The sequence below is a fragment of the Acidobacteriota bacterium genome, assembly GCA_028874215.1.
Taxonomy (GTDB): Bacteria; Acidobacteriota; UBA6911; order RPQK01; family JAJDTT01; genus JAJDTT01.
This window is the reverse complement of the sequence record JAPPLF010000070.1, coordinates 22,932-43,845: the sequence shown is the minus strand read 5'-3', so window position 1 is coordinate 43,845 and position 20,914 is coordinate 22,932. Positions and strand designations below refer to the sequence as shown.

13 protein-coding genes are annotated in these 20,914 nt (G+C 63.3%); 11 read left to right on the top strand and 2 right to left on the bottom strand.

The window, feature by feature from the left end; genetic code table 11:
* The first annotated feature begins 373 nt into the window (after positions 1-373).
* The 7 genes from OXT71_14360 (at position 374) to OXT71_14330 (ending at position 10,655) form a co-directional block, all read left to right on the top strand.
* Positions 374-3,742 (top strand): TonB-dependent receptor, encoded by a 3,369-nt coding sequence (locus tag OXT71_14360; GenBank protein MDE2927576.1) that lies wholly within the window; start codon positions 374-376, stop codon positions 3,740-3,742.
* Positions 3,743-4,020: 278 nt separating this feature from the next.
* Complete coding sequence (locus OXT71_14355; GenBank protein ID MDE2927575.1) at positions 4,021-6,174, top strand: alpha-glucuronidase family glycosyl hydrolase; 2,154 nt, start codon at positions 4,021-4,023, stop codon at positions 6,172-6,174.
* Positions 6,175-6,242: 68 nt separating this feature from the next.
* Complete coding sequence (locus tag OXT71_14350; protein ID MDE2927574.1) at positions 6,243-7,160, top strand: hypothetical protein; 918 nt, start codon at positions 6,243-6,245, stop codon at positions 7,158-7,160.
* A gap of 87 nt (positions 7,161-7,247) precedes the next feature.
* Positions 7,248-8,291 (top strand): Gfo/Idh/MocA family oxidoreductase, encoded by a 1,044-nt coding sequence (locus tag OXT71_14345; GenBank protein ID MDE2927573.1) that lies wholly within the window; start codon positions 7,248-7,250, stop codon positions 8,289-8,291.
* Positions 8,292-8,455: 164 nt separating this feature from the next.
* The gene (locus OXT71_14340) at positions 8,456-10,054 is read left to right on the top strand and encodes a CRTAC1 family protein (protein ID MDE2927572.1); all 1,599 of its coding nucleotides are present in this window, start codon (positions 8,456-8,458) and stop codon (positions 10,052-10,054) included.
* A gap of 117 nt (positions 10,055-10,171) precedes the next feature.
* Positions 10,172-10,435: a BrnT family toxin gene (locus tag OXT71_14335; GenBank protein ID MDE2927571.1), complete on the top strand. Its 264-nt coding sequence runs from the start codon at positions 10,172-10,174 to the stop codon at positions 10,433-10,435.
* Positions 10,398-10,655: a BrnA antitoxin family protein gene (locus OXT71_14330; protein MDE2927570.1), complete on the top strand. Its 258-nt coding sequence runs from the start codon at positions 10,398-10,400 to the stop codon at positions 10,653-10,655. Before OXT71_14335 ends, OXT71_14330 begins: the two co-directional genes overlap by 38 nt.
* An 82-nt stretch (positions 10,656-10,737) precedes the next feature.
* On the opposite strand, the gene OXT71_14325 is transcribed toward OXT71_14330, so the two are convergent.
* Both OXT71_14325 and OXT71_14320 read right to left on the bottom strand, forming a co-directional pair.
* The gene (locus OXT71_14325; protein ID MDE2927569.1) at positions 10,738-11,814 is read right to left on the bottom strand and encodes a tetratricopeptide repeat protein; all 1,077 of its coding nucleotides are present in this window, start codon (positions 11,812-11,814) and stop codon (positions 10,738-10,740) included.
* A gap of 57 nt (positions 11,815-11,871) precedes the next feature.
* On the bottom strand, positions 11,872-13,338 hold the full coding sequence (locus OXT71_14320; GenBank protein MDE2927568.1) for a GWxTD domain-containing protein: 1,467 nt from the start codon (positions 13,336-13,338) through the stop codon (positions 11,872-11,874).
* A gap of 549 nt (positions 13,339-13,887) precedes the next feature.
* Between OXT71_14320 and OXT71_14315 the strand changes: the two genes are divergently transcribed.
* The 4 genes from OXT71_14315 to OXT71_14300 all read left to right on the top strand — a co-directional run bounded on the left by OXT71_14315 (position 13,888) and on the right by OXT71_14300 (position 20,819).
* A complete protein-coding gene (locus OXT71_14315; protein MDE2927567.1) occupies positions 13,888-16,059 on the top strand; it encodes a hypothetical protein in 2,172 nt (723 codons plus the stop codon).
* Positions 16,056-18,290 carry a hypothetical protein gene (locus OXT71_14310; GenBank protein ID MDE2927566.1) on the top strand — a complete coding sequence of 745 codons (2,235 nt, stop codon included), beginning with the start codon at positions 16,056-16,058 and terminating at the stop codon, positions 18,288-18,290. The genes OXT71_14315 and OXT71_14310 overlap by 4 nt, the downstream gene beginning before the upstream one ends.
* A gap of 108 nt (positions 18,291-18,398) precedes the next feature.
* Entirely contained in the window at positions 18,399-19,154 is a 756-nt protein-coding gene (locus OXT71_14305; protein ID MDE2927565.1) for a GDSL-type esterase/lipase family protein, read from the top strand.
* Positions 19,155-19,220: 66 nt separating this feature from the next.
* Entirely contained in the window at positions 19,221-20,819 is a 1,599-nt protein-coding gene (locus OXT71_14300) for a hypothetical protein (protein ID MDE2927564.1), read from the top strand.
* Positions 20,820-20,914 lie beyond the last annotated feature (95 nt).

The following is a 20,914-nucleotide window of genomic DNA, read 5'->3' as shown; positions in this document are numbered from 1 at the left end:
CTTCCGTTGCTTGCCATTGAGGAATTGTCCGGTGTAGCCTGTCTTCAACAAGTCCCATCGGGTCGCCTGCCATTCAATTGTCCGAAAGATGACGACGGGGACCCGTGGAGCACGCCGCCCTGAACCGTTAGTAGGGGGTCCATCTTGCCGCCATTGGCTCGGTTGTTGGTCAATGCTCATCCCAGTCCACTCCGCATTCTGATCATCCCTCGGCAAGCCTCACGCAGAAACGGAACACCTGGAACCGGAGAACCCTCCGGGAGTCGTGCAACTCTCATCCGCCGTCATCTCGCTCCGGTAAATATGACGCAGGCCCAGGTCGTTTCATCCTCGTGGATGGTTCCGTAATTCTTCCAACTGCAGGGGGGTTGACATGCGAATTCGGAAACAGGTTTCAGGCATCGGTCCGATCTCTCCAATCGTCGTAGCGGCGGTCCTGTTCGGTCTGCTGCTGCCGTCAACGGTGGCGGCCCAGACCATGAACAGCGACGTCACCGGAGTGGTGACGGACGCCACGGGAGGCGTGATCCCGGGCGTGACCGTCATTGCCACCAACGAGAGCAACCGGGCCCAGCGGTCGGCGGTCACTGACGACCTGGGCGTCTACCGCCTCGCCGGCATTCAGCCCGGCACCTACACCGTGGAGGCGGAACTGACCGGATTCAAGCGCTCCGTACAGACCGGCATCGTCGTCTCCCCGGGACTGCTGAGACGCGTGGAAATCGTTCTGGATGTCGGGGACGTCACCGACTCGGTGATCGTCACCGATGAGGTTCCGGTCCTCCAGACCAGCAACGCCACGATCTCGACGGCTCTGCCCTCCCAGGTCCGCGACAAGCCCATCGCCAGCATGACGCGAGGCGCTCTACTGGGAGAACAGATGATCTGGGCGGCAGGTTCGGCTGCGGGCGGCGTTTACGGGTTCGTCGGCAACCGCGCGGACATGAACCAGTACAACGTCGAGGGCATGCAGTACAACTTCATCAGCTCCTCGGTCTCCAACAACATCATCGAGGAAGTCAGCGTGGTACTGAGCAATGCGCCCGCGGAATACGCTCGGCCGGTGACGCTGAACGCCACTCTGAAGAGCGGGACCAACGAATATCATGCCGAGTATTGGATGGCGGGGGTCAATCCCTGCCTGAACGCGCTGAGAAGCCCATTCTCCCCGGCCCGAGCCAGCCGGGCGCCCTGTGTCACCGCCAAGCGGCAGTTCTTCAATGTCGGTGGTCCGATTCTCAAGGACCGGGTGTTCTTCTTCTACTCCTGGGCTCGGCCGAATTCATTCTCGAATCTGTCCAACTCCCGGCCACAATCCTTCCCCAGCCTGCGCATGCAGGGTGGAGACTTCTCCCTTTATCCATCCAAGATCATCGATCCCGCCACCGGCGAGCAGTTTCCCGGAAACGTCATTCCCGCCGGCCGCATCAGCCCCGTCGCCCAGGCGATCATGAACGACTTCATGGGGAGTTCGGTCAATTACCTCGGCGCTCCGGAGAGCTATACCAACAACGTCCAGCAATTGGCCGGCCGGTACCGTCAGGACAACGACCACAACATCAAGACCGATTTCAACGTCGGCGGCAATGACAGCTTCTCCTTTCACGCGGTGCGCCACAAAGTCCTCAGCAACACGGATCGTCACCACCCCAGCACCGGGACCAGCAACGCCTTGCACACCACCTTGCAGGACAACGTCTTCAACTGGCAGTCGGGGGTGACTCACAACCATGTCTTCAGTCCGGGCGTGATCAACCAGATGCGACTGGGCGTGACCCGTTTCGTCTACATCCACCGGCAGTTGAAGGACTGGGAGGGGGACGCCGAGAGCGCGCAGGGTCCGGAGTTCGTCAACCGGTGGGGTCTGCAGGGGGTTGCGGTTCCCGACCTTTCGGGAATGCCCCATATCAATATCGGCGGCTGGCTTCGAACCTATTTCGACAACGAGAGCGCCACTTACGATTCGCGTTATTCGTTCTTCAACGACCTCTCGGTGACCGAGGGCCGGCACAATATCAAGATCGGAATGTCGGCGGTCAAACTTCTGGAAGACGGGCCGGCGCGGGGGAACTACTTCGGCGCCTTCAATTTCAGCAACATATTCACCGGAGCCCAAGTGGCCAGCGACCCTATGACCTGTGCGGCCCCAGCCGTGTGCGGAGACGCGTTCGCGGACTTTCTGCTGGGATTGCCGAGTTCCTCGACCCGGTATCAGCCCCGTTCCGTCATCGCCCGGCGGAAATGGGAGTGGGGTGCGTTCATCCAGGACGATTGGAACGTCACCGACAAGTTGAACCTTTCCTATGGGCTGCGCTGGAGCCGCTATACGGTTCCCTACGACAAGAACGGAATGTTCTACAACTTCGATCCGGAGTCGCTCTCCATCGTGGTGCGGGACGAGTTCGCCCGGGAGCGGATCCATCCCTCCTGGCCGACGCACACCTTCCCGGTCATATTGGCCAGTGAGGCCGGGTTCCCGAGCAAGCTGATCGAAGGCTCCAACAATTGGCAGCCTCGCGTCGGATTCGCCTATCGAATCACTCCCAGTTCGGTGCTCCGCGGAGGTTGGGGGATCTACAACGGCGCTTCCCGCTTCCTGCCGCTCCAGGCGTTCGGTCCCTTCGTGGTCTCCGAGAGCTTCACCAATGAAGTCCGTTCCGGCAGCGCCACGGGCGCCTTGTACTCCTGGCCGCACGCATTTCCCACGGCCTCGGACGTCATCACTGTCAGCAGCGCGTTCGGGTTCGCCAAGGACTATCACGAAGCCTGGACGCACAACTGGAACGTGACCTACGAGCGCGAAGTCGCCACCAACTGGGGCGTGCAACTGACGTATCGGGGAGTGAGGAGCAACGATCTGCTCTGGGGCCGGAATCTGAACGCCATCATGGCCAGCGGCACTCCTTGGAGCCGGGACCGGTTGCCCTGGCCCAACCTCTCCAGCGTGAACTTCGTCGAGAACGGAGGAGACAGCATCTACAACGGGATCGAGTTCCGGCTGACGCATCCCTGGGTCAACGGCCTGCACTCACAGCTCTCGTTGACCAAGCAGTGGTCCGGTGGCCTGAACGCGCCCATCTGGGCCAGCGATCAGGGGATCACCTGGCCCGAGTATCCCTTCGACCTGGACCGCGACCGGGTGGCGATGGCGACACCCTGGCCCAGCCACGACATCCTCTGGAACTTCATCGCCGAGATGCCGTTCGGCCGCGGGAAGCGGTTCTTTGCCGACCTGAACCCGGTGATGAATGCCATCGTCGGAAACTGGACCTTCACGGGCGCCTTCTCCTGGCGGTCGGGAATCGGGCTGACGCCGAACTGGAGCGGAGTCGACTTTGCCAACTACGGAAGGTTCGGCGGGCGTCCCAACCAGACGTGCGACGACCCGAACGGGGGTCCCAAGGACGTCCGTGGTCAATGGTTCAATACGCGGTGCTATGCCGTGCCCAGCGCCGGAAGCCTCGGGAATGCGCAGATCAACTCCATCGTCGGGCCCGGCGCCTGGATCTTCAATCTGAACCCGTACAAGGAGTTCGAGCTCAACTTCCTCCGCGAGGGCGCCCGGATCCAACTCGGAGCCAACATCGTCAACGTCCTCAATCACCCCGTTTACGGCAACCCCAACACCACCGTGAACAGCCCCACCGCCGGCCAGATCCGGGGATCGGGGAACGCCCGCGGGATGTGGCACGATTCCCTGGGTCAGCGCAAGGTCGTGATGGACATGAGGTTCATCTTCTAGGAAAAGGAGGGGCGATTTCCAATCGTCCATTTCTCCATGCACTACCGGATTTCGGCGGGCGGGAGCCGGTGAGGGAGCTTCTGAGAAACAAGGAGGGGCGACTTCCAGTCGCTCTTTCCGCCGTGGCCGCTTGCTGCTCGGGAGTCCGGCGGTTAGGAAACCGCCGCTCCAGTTCGGCGGCAGGAAAGCCGCCACTCCCGCGCCGGATCCGGATCCTCCTGCTCCTGCTCCCGCTGGCCGGGTTCCTGCCGAATTGTACCCACGCCCCGACCTCGCCCGTGAGTGTCGTGGTCGGCCCTTCGGCTCCCGAGCTGGAGCAATTCGCGGCCAGCGAGCTTTGCGGCTACCTCGAGAAGCTGTTCGACGTTCGTGTCCGGCCGGCCACCGAAGCGCCCGCCTCCGCCGAAGCGGTTCTGCTGGTGGGATCGCCCGGGACCAACCCCATTCTCGCCGAGGCGCTCTCCGGCGGCGTTTTTCCCGAGCTGACCGATCAAGGGCTGGTGCTGCGGACCATCGACCTCGAAGGCCGGCCGGCGCTGGTAATCGGAGGTGGAAGTCCCCGCGCCACTTTGTGGGCCGTCTACGAACTGGCCGAGCGTTGGGGCGTCCGCTACCTGATCGACCGCGACGTCCTGCCTCCCAAGAGGACGTTCCAGCTTCCGCAACTCGACGCGGTCATGGAGCCGGTTTTCCGGGTGCGCGCCCATCCCACGATTCAGGATCTGGTGGCCAGCATGGAGAGCTGGGGCATCTCCGACTTCCGGCCGCTGATCGATCAGTTGGCCAAGATGAAGTTCACCCGGATCAACGTCTACGCCTTCGGGTGGCAGCCCTACCTGCACTGGGAGCACAAGGGAATCGAGCGCCGCTCGGCTCATCTCTGGTACGGCTACCACTATCCCATCACTCCGGACACCATCGGGCGGTCCCTTTTCGGAGACGTTTCCCAGTTCTGGCATCGCGATCTTCCCCTCACCTCCTCCTATCCCGAAATGATCGAGGCGGGGCAGCAACTGGTTCGGAACCTGATGGACCATATCCACAAACGGGGCATGGAGACCGCCTACGCCGCTCCGGTGATCGACTTCCCGCCGGAGTTCGCGCCGCTGCTTGACGGCGCCGAGCAGAGCGCTCAACTGAGTGGCATGTCGGTGGTTCCGGGACAGGAGACGCCTCTGGACGACCCCGAGTTCTTCGGCCTCTCCTCCGCCGTTCTGCGTGCGACGCTGAACAGTTATCCCAAGACCGACGTGGTCACCGTCTTCATGCCGGAGTTCCGGCAGTGGATCGGAGAGTACGAGCGGGCTTGGGAGGCCCTCGACGAGAAATACGGTGTCGGCGAGGAACTCTCCCTGGACCGGATCACCTCCGCCGTGAAGCATCGCAAGGGATCGGAAGGGAGCCCCGAGCGGGCGCTCAACGAACTCAAGGGGGACATCGCCAATCTCTACTTCTTCGACCGCCTCCTGCGCGACCCCGAGGTCTTGAAGGGAACCTCCCGCTCCCGGATCCGGGTGAACTGTTTCGGAGTCTCGGAAGAGCTCTACCCCATCCTGGACCGGATCTGGCCGGCGGACTGGACTCTGGAGAGCATGCCCTCCAATCAGCCGGTCCACCTCTTGAGGCGGATCGAGATCCTCAAGGATCTGCCTTCTCAAGTCCTGGGCATCATGAACCTGACCCTGGACGACGACAACATCGGAGTCATGCCCCAGCTCACCACCAACTCCCTGTACGAGATCATCCAGGTGATGCACCGGCACGGTTGGAAGGGAGTCATCGCGCGGGAGCGCTTCCCCGGAGACCATGACTGGCCCCTCGCCTACCTGGCGCGCGCGTCCTGGGATCCGGAGATCACTCCCGACGCGGTGGCGCGGGATCAATTGAAGGCGATCTGCGGCGAGGGGTGCGTCGAGGACATGCTGTCGGCCTACCATGAAGTGGAGGCGGTGACCATCGCTCTGGCCAGGTCGGCCTTCGCGTTCCCGGCGGACTGGCCGCCGTCGACGTCCTTTTCGCCGGGCGGCATGTTGATGAAATACTGGTACCTGAAGGACCGGGCGACTCCGTCCTATGTTGACGAGGCCCATGAGGGCTATTCGCGGGCTCTGAAGTCGGCAAGGAAGGCCCGCGACAAGTCGACGCCCGAAGGCCGATGGTATGTGGACTACTGGGCCGGCCGCCTGGAGTTCGCCCGGCAGTACGTGGCGGCGGTGCAGGCGGTGCAACGGTCTGCCGCCGCATTCCGTTCCGGCGACCGCACCGGCGCCGTCCGGGAAGCCGACCAGGCCATGGCCGTTCTGCGCAAGGGCCTGGAAGCCTATGTCCCGATCGTGCGCAACCGGACGGACCTGGCGGCCATTGCCTTGGTCAACCAGTCGTACCGGCAACTGTTTCAAAGGCGCTGGTCGGTGAAGACCTGGGGCTACTGACCGATATCCTTCCTGCGACGCCGGCTGACTTCAAAACTGGGGGACCCATGGTCAGACGACGAGATTTCATGCGATATGTTGCCGGAGGAGCCCTGGTGAACTTCCTGGATCCGGCCACCGCCCTCGGACATGGAGCCGCGGGGGAGCCGGGACTGACCCTCCGGCCCTATCAGTGGGAAGGCCCCTATGCCGAATTCCGCAACCGGGGCGCGCGGCATGACTGGCGCCTGTGTGCGGCATTGCGGGCTCCCTGGATGAGCCCGGAGGAGCGCCTGATCCTCCGGACGTCCGAGATCGTGGGCTACGAGCAGGCGTACCTTTATGACGATCATTTCCCGCCCTACCAGCCGGAGGGCAGGGGAAAAGGGTATCGCCACATTCCTTTCGAGTGGCGACAAACGAGCGGTGACGAGGAACTCTCGGCGGACTGTCCGGTTCCCGGACACGGCCGTTTCTGGCTCGACCTCTCGGCTCGGAGCGACTACCTGGACATCCGTCTGGGGATTCAGAACGGCCTCGACCGTCCCATGGGGAAGGTGGACTGGCATTTCTGCGTGGTCGGACTGGAGAGCCGTTTCGCGGACTCGGACCGGAAGCGAACCTACCTTTTCGGCGAGGGCCGGCTGCGCGCCTTCAACGAGTTGAGCGGCGGTCCCAAGATTGAACTGTTCAACGTTCAAGGCGCCGGCGGGTTCGTGCCCGTGGGACACGAAATGCTTCCCGTGAGTTTCACCACCGCCGAAGCGCCCCTCGTGATCGTCGAGTCTTCGGACCGGCAACACGTCGCGGCTCTGGCGTTTGAGCGGGCCTACAGCATCTACGGCGACCCCGTCGGGAACAAGTGCTTCCATGCCGATCCCTACTTCGGTCCTCTCACCACGCCCGGTGAGGAACGCCGCATCAAGGGCCGGCTCTACGTCATGCGAGGAACGCCGCAGGATGCCCTCGACCGTATCCGGAGCGACTTCCAATCCGGCGCGGGGTAGGCGACGATACCTCTGAAGAAACGTGGCGGGACTGCTTCGACCCTTCCTGACGATCCCTTCCGACTCTGAACCACGGGAGTGTCTCCAATGAGCCAACGAGTTCGTTTCGGCATGCTCGGCACGGGCAACTTCTCGCCCTTTCTGGCCCAGTACATCAACGAGGTGGCGAAGGTGACGGCCATCTGCGATCCCAATCCGGAAGCCAGGGCCCGGTTTCTGGAAATGACGGGCCGCGACGTTCCCCAGTACGAAGACTACCGGCGCCTGCTGGAGGAGGCCGAGATCGATGCGGTGGCCCTGACGGGGCCGAACCACCTCCACCGGCCCATGGCGGTGGCCGCGGCCGGATGCGGCAAGCACGTGTTCTGTGAGAAGGCCATGGCTCCCACCGTGCCGGATTGCTGGGAGATGGTGCGCGCCTGCCGAAACGCCGGAGTTCGCCTGATGGTGGGGCAAAAGCGCCGGCTGCGTCCTCCCTGGGCCCGGATGATCCAGCTTCGGGAACTCTTGGGACCGGTCCATGCCATGTCCACCATCGGTTACTTCGACGCGCGTCAAGACGGCTTTCAGGGCTGGTGGACCCGGCAGGCCGAGAGCGGAGGAGTCCTGGCCTGCTCGGGGGTCCACGAACTCGACTGGATGCGCGCCATGTGCGGCGACGTGGCGGCGGTGAGCGCCGTCTGCGGGCCTGGGATAGACTCCCGCTATGACTTCTCCGACTCGATCCACGTCCTGCTCCGCTTCGCGTCGGGAGCGACCGGCTTCCTGGGGGTGTCCCTGTCTTATCCCCTGACCCGGTACCGGCAGGTCTACGGCGCCGACGTCGTCTGCAGCCGGGGGGGAATGCGGCTGGTCACGTCGTTTCAGCACATCGACCTCTACTGGCAGTTGCTGACGGAATCCGACGAGCACCATGAGCGGTTCGAGGAGCCGGGCGGCAACCCCGTCGGCGCCGAGGAGGCCTTGCGGAAGGAGACACGAGAGTTCGTCCGCTGGATCACCGACGGGACCGACCCCTGTCTGACCTGGCGGGAAGGGCTCCGCTGCGTGGAGCTGATCGAAGCCGCAAACCGGTCCAAGAGCATGGAGGGAGAGTGGGTTCAGCTCCCACTCTACCCGGGTCTGGAATGATTCGAATCTCGAGATCGAATCCGGTAGGGGCGCCCCTTGTGGGTGCCCTCTTCGGTCCACTGCCTCGGATATCCCTTTCGCTGTTGTTGCCGGTGCTCGGGAGCACGTTGTCACAGTCCTGGGTAGCCGGTGGCCAAGCTGCGGGACAAAGCGTTGCGCCGGTCGTGTTCGAAGAACTGGGCCCCGCCTCAGGCGTCGACTTCGTTCTGCGGAACTCCGCCACCCCCCGCAAGTACCAGATCGAGCCCATGATCGCGGGCGTCGCACTCTTCGACTACGACAACGACGGGTACCTGGACATCTATCTGGTCAACGGCGCCGAGATACCGGCGCTCGAAAAGACGGGCCCCAAGTACTTCAACCGCCTCTATCGAAACCAGGGGAACGGGACCTTCCGCGACGTGACAATGGCGGCCGGCGTCCAGGGAAAGGGCTATACGATGGCGGCGGGGGCCGCCGACTACGACAACGACGGTTGGCAGGATCTCTACGTGGCGGGGGTCAATCGGAACCAGTTGTACCGCAACAACGGCGACGGGACCTTTTCCGACGTGACGGACAAGGCGGGCGTCGCGGGAATTCATCCCCGTTTCGGCAAGACCTGGGCGGTCGCGGCCGGCTGGTTCGACTACGACAACGACGGCTGGCTGGACCTCTTCGTGGCCAACTACGTGGTCTGGGATTTCGACAAAGACCCCTTCTGCGGCTGGGAGCACACCAAGGTGCGCATCTACTGCCATCCCTCCTACTTCGAACCTCTGCCGAACTTTCTTTACCGGAACAACGGTAACGGCACCTTCACCGACGTGTCGGCGAAGTCCGGGATCGGCCGGCACGTGGGGAAGGGAATGGGAGTGGCGTTCGCCGATTACGACGACGACGGAGACCTGGACGTCTTCGTGGCCAACGACAAGGCGCGGAGCCTGCTGTTTCAAAACGACGGGAAGGGCGCGTTTACCGAGCGTGGCATTCCCGCGGGCGTCGCCTACAACGGCGACGGCAGGATGCTCTCCTGCATGGGCGTGGATTTCCGGGACATCGACAACGACGGCCGGCCCGATCTCTTCATCACCGCGTTGACCAACGAGACCTTCCCCTACTACCACAACGAGGGAGGCGGGATCTTCGACGACTTCACCCGCCGCAGCGAGCTGGCCCGGCTCAGCATCACCATGAGCGGATGGAGCAACGGGATCTACGACCTGAACAACGACGGTTGGAAGGACCTTTTTTCGGCGAACTCCTACATCGAGGACATCGACCACATCATTACCAACTACCCCTACCGGCAGCGAAACGCCGTCTTCGCCAACCGGGGCGGCCGCTTCGTGGACCATTCGGGCGGCGCCGGAGCCGGCTTCCAGACGGCTGGCGCCCACCGCGGCTGCGCCTTCGGAGACCTGGACAACGACGGCCGGGTCGACATCGTGGCGACCCGCTTCGACGAACCGGCGAGAATCTTTCGAAATGTGTCCCCGGAAAGCCAACACTGGCTGCTGGTGGAGTTGGTGGGGACCCAAAGCAATCGGGACGGGATCGGCGCCAAGCTGGTCCTGGAGTCGGCCGGCGGGGTTCAACACAACCACGTGACCACCAGCGTCGGCTACGGCGGTTCCAGCGACCGCCGCGTCCACTTCGGCCTGGGACCGGACGCCTCCGTCAAACGGCTTGAAATCCGATGGCCCAGTGGAGTCCGTCAGGTATTGACCGGCGTTCATGCCGATCAGGTGCTCCGGGTCGAGGAGCCCGGGCCTGCAAATTAGTGTTCCTACCGTCCCCATTTCGAACCGAGTCCCCAAGTGCATGACTGGCTCGCGGCTGCCAGGCTAGTACGAATTCTTGACGCACTCGATTTATCGTAGTAACAATAAATCGCGTGGATCGAATTCGACGCGGCCAAGCGGGAGGCTACACTTGAGGCCCGCGGGCTGGACATGGCTCGCGCCGGCGACGTGTTCACCGGCGACACGCTTACCGTAGTGGACGACCGGCGAGACTATGGCGAGAACCGTTTCATCACTGTCGGCTATCTCGACGCAACGATGGTGGTCCTTGTCTGGACACCTCGTAGCAAAGCGCGTCGGATCATCAGCATGAGGAAGGCCAATGAACGCGAACGAAGGCTCTATACCTCGAGATTTTGATCCGGACACTGCGCCGGATCTGTCCAGGGACGGGTGGCCGGAGAAGTTTGCCAAGGCGCCCGTTCGTCGCGGCCGTCCACCGGTTGCCAGACCGAAAGTGTCCACCACGATCCGGTTGTCCCAGGATGTGATCGACCACTTCAGAGCGGGTGGGCGCGGTTGGCAGACACGAATCAACGAGGCGCTTCGCGAGTGGATCGGGAAGCGGTCCACGCCGTGATTTGCCCATTTCGACTCGGCAAGGTCAATTCTCCTGCCGGTTTTTCCGTTGCCCGAACTACCGGCGTACCGGGCTCGACCCCTTACTTCTGCTCCACGTAGACGGCGTTTCGGGCATGTTCCTCAGCTTTGCCCGCATCGCCCAGGGCCGTGTAGATTCGGGCCATCAGGTAGTGGATCCGATAGTCGGAGCGGTCCAGAGTCACTGCACGATCCGCTGCGCGCGCCGCTTCTGCAAAGCGTTTCATCTGGAAGAGCACCTTGGCGAGTTCGTAGTGCGCTTCCGGGTCCTGAGGGGAGAACCGGGTCACCGCTCTGAACTGCTGGCAACTCTCCTCCCCCCGGTCCAACCCGGCGAGGAACAGCCCGTAAGCGATATGAATCCCCTTGTCCGGGGGCGTCCGGAGGCGGTTTTTCTCGACTCCCTGCGCGAAGACCTCCTCGGCCCGGACGGATTCTCCCAACCGGGCCAGGGTCTGCGCCAACTGTGAATAGATCTCGACCACCTGCGGATTGAGCTGCAGAGCGTTCTCCAGCGCCTCGCGGGCCATTGCCGGCTGATGGGAGAGGAAATAGGAGCGCCCCAGCAGAAACCACGTATTGGCGTCCCTGTCGTCCAGCCCCAGAGCGCTCCGGAAGGCGGCCAGGGCCTTGGGAAAATCCTCCATCGTGGCGTAGATCATGCCCAACGCCGTGTGGGCTCTTGCGTAACCCTTGTCCAGGGCGATGGCCTTCCGGGCCGATTCGATGGCCGGGTCGAATTTCCCCTGATTGAGCAGGACGCCCGCCAACAGGGTGTGGCCTTCGGGAGATTGCCGAAGCCGGAGGTGGGTGCGGAGGAATACCTCGGCCAAATCGGGCTGGCCTGCCGCGTAGTAGATCGTCCCCAGCCGAAGTTGCGCTTTCGGGTAATGGGAACTCGTGTTGGGGATCCGGCGGAAGAGCGGCTCCGCGGCGGGGAAGTTCCGCTCGCGAAACAGCCGTTCGGCTTCCTCGAACGGACCGCCTGCAGCCTCCGTGGCCTGGGACGCGGCCGTCTTCCCGCTTGGGAGGATGGAAGGGGCCGGGGATGCCGGCAGCAGGCCGGGGGTTGACGCGAGCATCAAGACCAACGCCGCCAACGCGGCCGTGCCGGGCCGTTCCATTCCGCGTCTCGACATGCTCGACGCCATTTGAAACCTGCGCACGAAAGGGGAAAGACGAATTCCGCCGGGCGGTCAGTCGGCTCGAAAGGGCCGGACCGTGAAGTCCTCGGCCAGTTGCAGATGGTTTCCCGACAAGCGGTCCTCCACCTCCACCCCGATTCGATAGTCTCCGGTTTCCAGGCCGGCGAGACTCAGGGACTGTATGAAGACCACCCTCTGATCGGAGGAATACTGGATCGACTGTCCCTCGGGATCGGGCCTTACCTTCAGGACTTCGCCATTTTGCAGGAGCTGGTAGGCCACGCTCAGATGAGGCTTCATTGTCTCCTGGTCGATATCCGCGTTGTAGATCTGGAAATAGAGGCACAACGACTGCCGGGGATCGAAGGTCTTGCGCAGGTTGGGCAGGACCTTGACGTCGCCGATGACGAACATCTCCTCCCGATTGGGGACGCCATCCAGAACCTGAATGCCCGGCGAAAGGAGGAGCGAGCTGGCCGCCAGCCGCTCGGCCTTGTAGGGCACCGGAATGATCGCCTTGCGTTGGACTCCCACCCTGCCCTCGTTCAGATCCTTGACCACGAAGTCCAGCTTGTATCTCTGTTTCCGCTGGAGAAGCAGGATTTTCTGGAAGCTGGAGGTCCCCAGGAAGCCGATTTGCAGCTGCTGCGGAGTGAATGAGGTGATCAGGTCTTGGTCAAACTCGGCGACGACCCGGTTGCTGAGGCTGGTCACGACCCCATACACGGCCACCCGGGCGACGTGACGCCCATTCTCCAGCTTGAACGTCAGTTGACGGTTGTCCACCTGCAAGGTGACCGGAACCAGAATCTCGTCGGCGTTGAGGGAGAAATAGTCCTCGCGCAGTTGAAAAGGCAGATCCTCGAACTCGACGTTGACCCCAACAATCCTCTTGAGGTCGTCGTACTTGATCTCCTTGGCGCCCTGAACGAACGCGTAGGTCTTGTACCGGTAGAAGGGATCGCCTCGCATCGAATACATGAGGCGATAGTTTCTCCCCAGCTCCTGCCATCGGGTCGGCCCCCGAGCCGGCGAGTACAAGAGTGCATCCTTTTCGTCGGGGTTCACAGCCAATCGATATTGGCCGGACAGTGTCGAGTCGACGAACTCCAGGATGATGTCGTTGCCGAGTCCTTCGATGTGCCGGTATCGCCAGATCTCGAACGGGTAGACGGCGGTGGACCCGCCTCCCTCGGTCATGGGCCGGTGATAGTTCTCACCCGAAGAATGGGATTCGATCTCCGCCGGCGGCCCATGGAGGATATAAATCTTTCCCCGGTCACTCTTCCAACCCGGGTAGCCGCTGCTGAAACGTTCATTAGCGTATGCGATTCTTCGATAATGCTCTGTCTTAAACTCGTTTTCGGAGGTTCTGGGATCCGGATCGCGCCTCGACCAGAACTGTTCAATAAACCGCTCCTTCTCCTCCTCCGCCACCAGCCTCTCGTACACGGCTCGTTCTTCGTCCGTAATGATATAAATCGCGTCTTCCCGGAGCCACTTCTCGAAATAGTCCACAGACTCTTCGTTTTTGGCCCTGGAGCCATCATTCTGACCAAATCCGGGTGGGATTCCGCAAAGAATGAGAAGGAAACAGTACAACAAAAACATATCCCGCACCCCTGCCTTTACTTGAGCATCGAGGGGCCAAGAGGGCTGAACCGCATGGAAAAACCACTAAAAAGGATTGTCGATCTTGCAATCCACATTAAACCTCAGGCGCCACCCAGTCAAGTTGGCCAGGCCGCCGCCAAAAGCGGCGGCGCGTGAGCACTCCACCCAACCTCCTCTCTCTTTCCTCTTGCCTCTATCCCCGACCCCGCTTGACACTGGTGAATCCCATTGGGACAATTTCCTCAAGCAAAACGCGCGGACAGCGTAGTTCAATCTGAGAATCGCGCCCGCCTCCTCCGTCCATATTTTTCTGTTCGGAGGTCCCGCCGAAAGAGGTCGCCTGTCATGGAGTCTCGCCGCCGTTGGAGGTATCCGTTCCCAGCGGCATTGGGATTGACCCTGCTCCTCCTCTGCTCCAGTCCGGCGTGCAGGCTGGCCGGGGAACTGCCTAGCGTGGGCGTCGTGATAGGCAGCGCGGCGCCGGAACTGGAGCGTTTCGCGGCCCGGGAGCTGTGTGACTACCTGTCCAAGCTCTACGGAATTCAGGCTTATCCGGAACGGCACGCGTCGTCCACCGACCAAGTCTTGTTCCTGATCGGCAATCCCCAGACCAATGCGACGGTGAAAAGGGCAACCGCTGGACAGCCCTTTCCGGAGGTGACCGACCAGGGGATCGTGTTGCGGCGGTCGGAGCTGGACGGGCGGCCTGCCCTGATCTTGGGGGGCGGCAGCCCGAAGGCGACGCTGTGGGCGGTCTACGAACTGGCGGAGCGCTGGGGAGTGCGTTACCTGATCGACCGCGACGTCCTTCCCGAGGGGAAGGAGGACTTCGTGCTTCCCGAACTGGACGAGGTTATGGAGCCGGTCTTTCGCATTCGCGGGCATCCGACCTTCCAGGACTTTGCCGCCAGCGGCGAGGCGTGGGGAGTGGCCGACTTTCACATCCTGATCGACCAGTTGGCGAAGATGAAGTTCACGCGCATGAACATCTACGCCTATGGCTGGCAGCCCTGGCTGCACTGGGAGCACAAGGGAATCCAACGGCGTTCGGCCTCCCTCTGGTACGGCTACCGCTATCCCATCACTCCGGACATGTGGGGACGGGAGCTGTTCGAGGACGCGGAGGAATTCTGGAATCCGGACCTGCCCCTGGGAGGCAGCTACGAGGAGACCATGGCCGCCGGCGAGCGTCAGGTCCACAGCCTGATCGAACACGCGCACCGCCGGGGCATGGACTGCGATCTCTCGGTGCCCACCACCGACTTCACGCCGGAGTTCGCCCCCTTGCTTGACGGGGCGGAGAAGAGCTCCATCCTCACCGGGCTGACGGTGGTTCCCGGGGCCACCACGTCGTTGGATGACCCACAGCTCTACGAATTGGCGATTGCGGTCCTGCGGCACGCCGTCGACACCTATCCCGAGGTGGACTACCTGACCGTCTGGATGCCGGAGTTTCGCCAGTGGACGGATGAATACGAGCGGGCCTGGAAGGCGCTGGACGAGAAGTACGGCGTCGGCCAGGTCGTCTCCCTACCGGACCTGCTGGCCGCAGCCGCGAACCGGAAGGGCTGGAACCGGGGAGTGGAGCGGGCGGTGAACATGGTGAAGGGGGACATCGCGGCCCTCTACTTCTACGACCGCCTGCTGCGCGACCCGAGTGTGCTGGCGGGAACGCTCCGGCCCGAAATTCCATTCGTCTACGGGGAGCCGGCCGAGGAGCTGTACCCCATCCTCGACCGCATTCTTCCCGGCGGCTGGCAGATCTCGGCCCACCCGGAGAACAATCCGGTGTTGTTGCTGAGCCGTCCGCAGGTCCTTACGGCCCTGGCTTCGCAGCAGGCTCCCGGGATCCTGCACATGACCATCGACGACGACGTCCTGGGGTTGGTGCCGCAACTGACCCCCAACACGCTGCACAAGATTTTTCCCGTGATGAGGCGCAGCACCTGGGCGGGATTCATCGCGCGGGAACGCTTCCCCGGAGATCACGACTGGCCGTTGGCCTACATGGCTCGGGCGGCCTGGGACGCAGAGGCCACACCGGACGCCGTGGGCCGCGATCTTCTGGCCGCGGTCTGCGGGACTTCCTGCGGGGAGAGTCTGCTCGAGGCGTTTCACCAGGTGGAGGCAGCGACGCTGACCATGGTCCTCGCTCCCTCCCGTTCCGCGATGGCGTTCCCGGTGCCGCGCATGATGATGAAGTATTGGAAGCCGGGTCCCGCTCCCGACTACATGGGCAAGGCGCGGCGCGAGTACGAGAGCGCCTTGGAGACGGCACGGCGGGCGCGGGCCGAAGCGACGCCGGCGGGCCGGTGGTATCCGGACTTCTGGGTGGGGCGCCTCGAGTTTGGCGCCGGCTACGTGGAAGCGGTCGAGACGTTGCACCACGCGGCCACTGCAGAGGCCGACGGGCGGATTGCCGACGCCCTCGCGCAGGCACGGAAGGCATTCGAGACGCTACGCCAAGCCACGCTGTCATACGCCCGAGTGGCTCGCACCCCCACCGACCTGGGCGCCATCGCCGTGGTGAACGAATACGGCCGTCGCGCCCTGAAGACCAAGATGGCCGAATTGAAGCAGTCGCTACCTGCCGGATCGAACGAGGGAAGGGAGCCGCCGCCATGAGACTTGAGAGAATTTGGATCTATCTGGCGTTGCTCGCCTTGCTGCCGGCTGGTTCGGCCTGCACGCAGGTTCCCCAAGTGGAGGTGGTCGTGGGGAGCGCCGCGCCGGAACTGGAGCGCTTCGCGGCCCGGGAATTGTGCGACTACCTGGCCAAGCTGTATGGGATTCGGGCCTATCCGGCGCGCCATCCGTCCGGCACCGCGGATGCGGTTTTTCTGATCGGTGGTCCGCAGACCAATGCAACGGCGAAACGGGCGATGGGGGAGCAGTCCTTTCCGGACGTGAGCGATCAGGGGATCGTGCTGCGCCGGACGGATCTGGAAGGATGGCCGGCGCTGATCCTGGCCGGAGGGAGCCCGCCCGCGACCCTGTGGGCCGTCTACGAGCTGGTGGAACGCTGGGGCGTGCGATATTTCACCGACCGGGACGTTCTGCCGGAGCGAACCGACGCGTTCCAGCTCCCGGATCTGGACGTGGTCATGGAACCGGTCTTTCGCATCCGCGGACATCCCAGTGTCCAGGACTTCGCCCCCAGCGGCGAGTCGTGGGGCATGGCCGACTTTCGGGTCCTGATCGACCAGTTGGCCAAGCTCAAGTTCAACCGTCTGCAGATCTCGGGCTACATGTACCAGCCCCTGCTCCACTGGGAGCACAAGGGCATCAAGCGGGATACGGCCTCCCTCTGGTACGACCAGCACTTCCCCATCACGCCGGACATGATCGGACGGGAGCTGTTCGAAGATGCCGACGAGTTCTGGAATCCGGACCTGCCCCTGGGAGGCCGCTATGAGGAGATGATGGCCGCCGGGGAGCGGCTGGTTCACAACCTCATCGAGTACGCCCACCGCCGGGGAATGGAGTGCGACGTCGATGCGCCCACGAACGACTTTCCACCCGCGTTCGCGCCTCTGCTGAAAGGAGCCGAGCGAAGCTTCCAACTGACCGTTCGGCCGGGCTTCAACACCCCCGTGGACGATCCCGTGGTGTTCGATCTTTCCAGCGCCATCCTGCGGGCCACGGTCAACACCTATCCGGAAGCGGACCACATCCGGATGGGGATGCCGGAAGAGAAACAATGGCTCGGGGAGTATGAACGGGCCTGGAAACTGCTGGATGCCAAATACGGAGTCGGCCAGGTGCGTTCCCTCCCCGATCTGGTGGAGGCGGCCGGGAACCGCAAGGGATCCGGGCGCTGGCCGGGTGAGTTGGGAGTGGCCCAGTTCAAGGCCGACCTCACCTCGCTGTATTTCTACGACCGCCTGTTAAACGACCCGAAGGTCCTGAAGGACAGTCTCAGGCCCGATATCGGGATCATCTTCAACGAACCTGCCGAAGAGCTGTTTCCCATCCTGGACCGCATCCTGCCGGCGGGTTCCGAGGTCGGGATCCACCCGGAGAACCAACCCGAGAATTTCCTGCCCCGCGCCGAAGTCCTTGGGACTCTGAACACCGAGAAGGTCTCGGCCCACATGCACGTGACCCTGGACGACGACGTCGTTGGGTTGGTGCCGCAACTGCGGCCGGCGGTCCTGCACCAGGTGCTGCAGGAGCTGCGCCGCCACGGCTGGACGGGGTTCATCGCACGCGAGCGCTTTCCGGGGGATCACGACGCCGTTCTGGCCTATCTGGCCCGAGCCGCCTGGGACGAGCAGGCGAATCCAAAGGACGTGGCCCGCGACCTGGTCGGGACCGTATGCGGGGAAGCGGCGGCGGAGGACCTGCTGAAGGCCTTTGACCTGCTGGAATCGGCCACCCTCACCCTGGCCACCAGCCCGGAGTCGGACGCCAAGATCGGACCGACGCGGCTTCTGGTCATCCCGTTCGCCTTCTACGTCAAGGGGATGATGATGAAGTTCTGGAAGCCGCAGGAGGTGCCGGCCTATCTGGCGACCGTGCAGCGGGACTACGGGGAGGCTCTGGAGGCCGCCCGGCGCGCCCGGGACAAATCGGAACCGCGGGGCCGCTGGTATGCCGATTTCTGGGTGGGACGGCTGGAGTTCGCCCTGGGATACGCCAACACGGTGGAAGCACTGTACCGGGGAGCCCGGTCCGAAGAGGCCGGACACCGCGAAGAGGCGCTCAACCATGCCCGCAACGGGTTGGAATCCCTCCGCCAAGCCACGGAATCCTATGCTCGAGTCGCCCGCAACCGGACCGACCTGGGCTCCATCGCCGTGCTGAACGAGTACGGCTACCGCCCCTTGTTGAAGAAGACGGAGGAACTACGGTAGGGGCACCCCTTGTGGGTGCCTTCTGTAACTCAAGGCAGCCAACGTATGAATTTTCCATTTCGATTGTTCACCTTGGTTTTGGTTGTGGGATTGGCAGCGGTGTCGGCAATGGGGAAGAAGAGGGACCACCGGAATCAGCCGTTTCGGGTGGCGGTGGCATTGGGCGAAAGCACTACCGCCGGCGGGACGGCGACGACTCCCCAATTTTCCTGGGTGAGCTTGTTGGCCGATCTGATCAACGAGACTCAGGTGGAACCGGTTCGGATGGTGAACAACGGCATCGGAGCCAACCTGATCTCCCCGCGCAGCCCTACCTATCAGACGTCGGAACACCCCAGCGCCCTGGAGCGTTACCAGGAGCATGTCATTGCGTACGATCCCGATCTGGTGCTGGTCTCGTACGGCTTCAACGACGCCCGGGGAGGGACGCCCCTGGCGCAGTTTCTGGAAGACCTTCGCCACATTGTCCTGGAAATCAAGAAGCAGACAGGAGCCGTGGTGGTGTTGGTCAATGCCTACTTTCTGACCGACTTCGACGGGCACGCCCCCTACGATCAGGCCGACGTCGCCGTTCTCAAGGGCTACAACAGCGCCATGAAGCAGTTGGCCGCCGAATGCGACGTACTGCTGGCGGACGTCTTTGCGGCCGAGGGGCAGGCGCCCTGGATGATCGACACCGACGGGGTCCATCCGAACAACCTGGGGCACCGGATCATCGCCAACCGGATCTTCGAGGTGCTGGCTCAGAACTGCAGCGCCCTTTCCGGGAAGGCCTTCCAGCAGCGGAAGTCCATGAAGCGGTGGCGCCCGGCGCGTGAGAAGCAGATCCAGGAGGAGTTCTTCGAAAAGAGAAAGGCGAATTAGGGCCGACGGACGCGGCCGGCATCGCCGCGGCTAGACCGGGATCGGGACTGTCCCCATGAGACCAGGATGGAGGAGGAAGCTGTGACCCACGGAATCGAACCTCTCTTGCCGTACGTTCCAAACGCAGACGAACAGTTCTCCTTCCTGATGGGCGAGGACTTCGTCGAGAAGCACAACATCGCCTGGCGGGTGGAACTGGCGGAGGAAGAGCCTGCCAATCCCCTCATCGAGCCCGAATTGCCCTGGGAAAACGCCTGCGCCATGAGCCACGGAACCGTGATGGTCGATCCCACGGACGGGCTCTGGAAGGCCTGGTACGTGGCGGTCCCGAAGCATCCCTACAACGCCTCGGCCGAGCGGCGCCTTGCTTATGCCGAATCAACTGACGGGGTGAACTGGGTCAAGCCCGAACTGGATATCTGCTCCTACCAGGGCCAACAGCGGACCAACATCCTGATCGACCTCAAGTCGGGAGGACCGGCCCACAACGCTTCCGTGATCGTCCATCCCGAAGCGCCGCCCGATCGAAGGTACGAGATGTTCATCCTGCGGCTCCCGGGTTGGTACTGCCCCTACCGCGTGGTGAAGGGCTTCCCGGTCCCCGCCGGCCAGGAAGCGCACCAGAAGGGGGAGGGCGCGTTCAGTCCCGGTCTCTATCGTTACCGGTCCGCCGACGGCAAACACTGGGAGCCGTGGGAATCGGCTGGGTTCCCCACCGCGGACGGAGGGTGGGTCACACAACTGGCGGACGGGTCCTATGCGGCCTACCACAAGAGCGCCATTCCGGCCCTTCCGGGAGGGTTGTCACCCTACGACGTGGCCGTCGGCGTGTGCCGGGTCATCATGCGCCGCACCGGCCGGACCGGTTCCGACTGGTCCGCGGCCGAACTGGCCCTGATTCCGGACTGGCAGGATCCCAACGACACTCAGTTCATGGAACTCTCGCCCCTGCAACAACGGAACGGATTCGTCGGAATCGCCACGGTCTATCACACCTGGAACCAGACGGTGGATTTCCAGTTCGCCGCCTCCCGGGACGGGAAGTCCTGGTGGCGTCCCGACCGGAGGGCGTGCGTGCCGCTGCGCGCCCTGGGAGACTTCGGCGGCGGGATGACCTGGCCCATGCATCCCATGGTGCACCATGGAGGAAGGATCTACGTCTACTACTGCGGTTGCGAGGGCCTGCACAACGACTACATGAGCACCGAACCCGCCGAGAGGATGCGGCAGGCCGAGCTGCCCGAATGGCCCCACTACTGGCAGCCCCTCGCCCTGGGGAATGACACCCGTAGTCCGGTTGCCGGCCTGCTCTGGTTCACCGGCGGCATCGGGCGCGCCTCCTGGGAGGTGGGACGGCTTTGGGCCGCGGTCACCGCCGCCGGCGGCTACTCCACGGGCGACCTGTTGACCCGCACCGCCGTCCCACACAAACACCGGGTGGTGGTCAACGCCGTCACTGTGGGAGAAGGGAAGCTGGAGGCCGAGCTGGTTTCCGGGGGGAAGCCCGTCGCCGGGTTCAGCCGCTCCGACTGCCAACCCGTCCGCGGCGACCACCGCGCCGGCGCGATCCGGTGGAAGGGAGGCGACCGCTGTCCCGTGGGAGACGCCCAACTGCGCTTCTACATTCATCAGGCTCGGCTCTATGGAATCGATTTTCTTCCGTAGGAGGGGGGACATTCCTGTCCCCCTCTTCATCGCCGCCTCGGAATCGACGGCTGGAGAGTACCGGCTCCCCCGCTCCCATTCGTACTGCGCGAAAT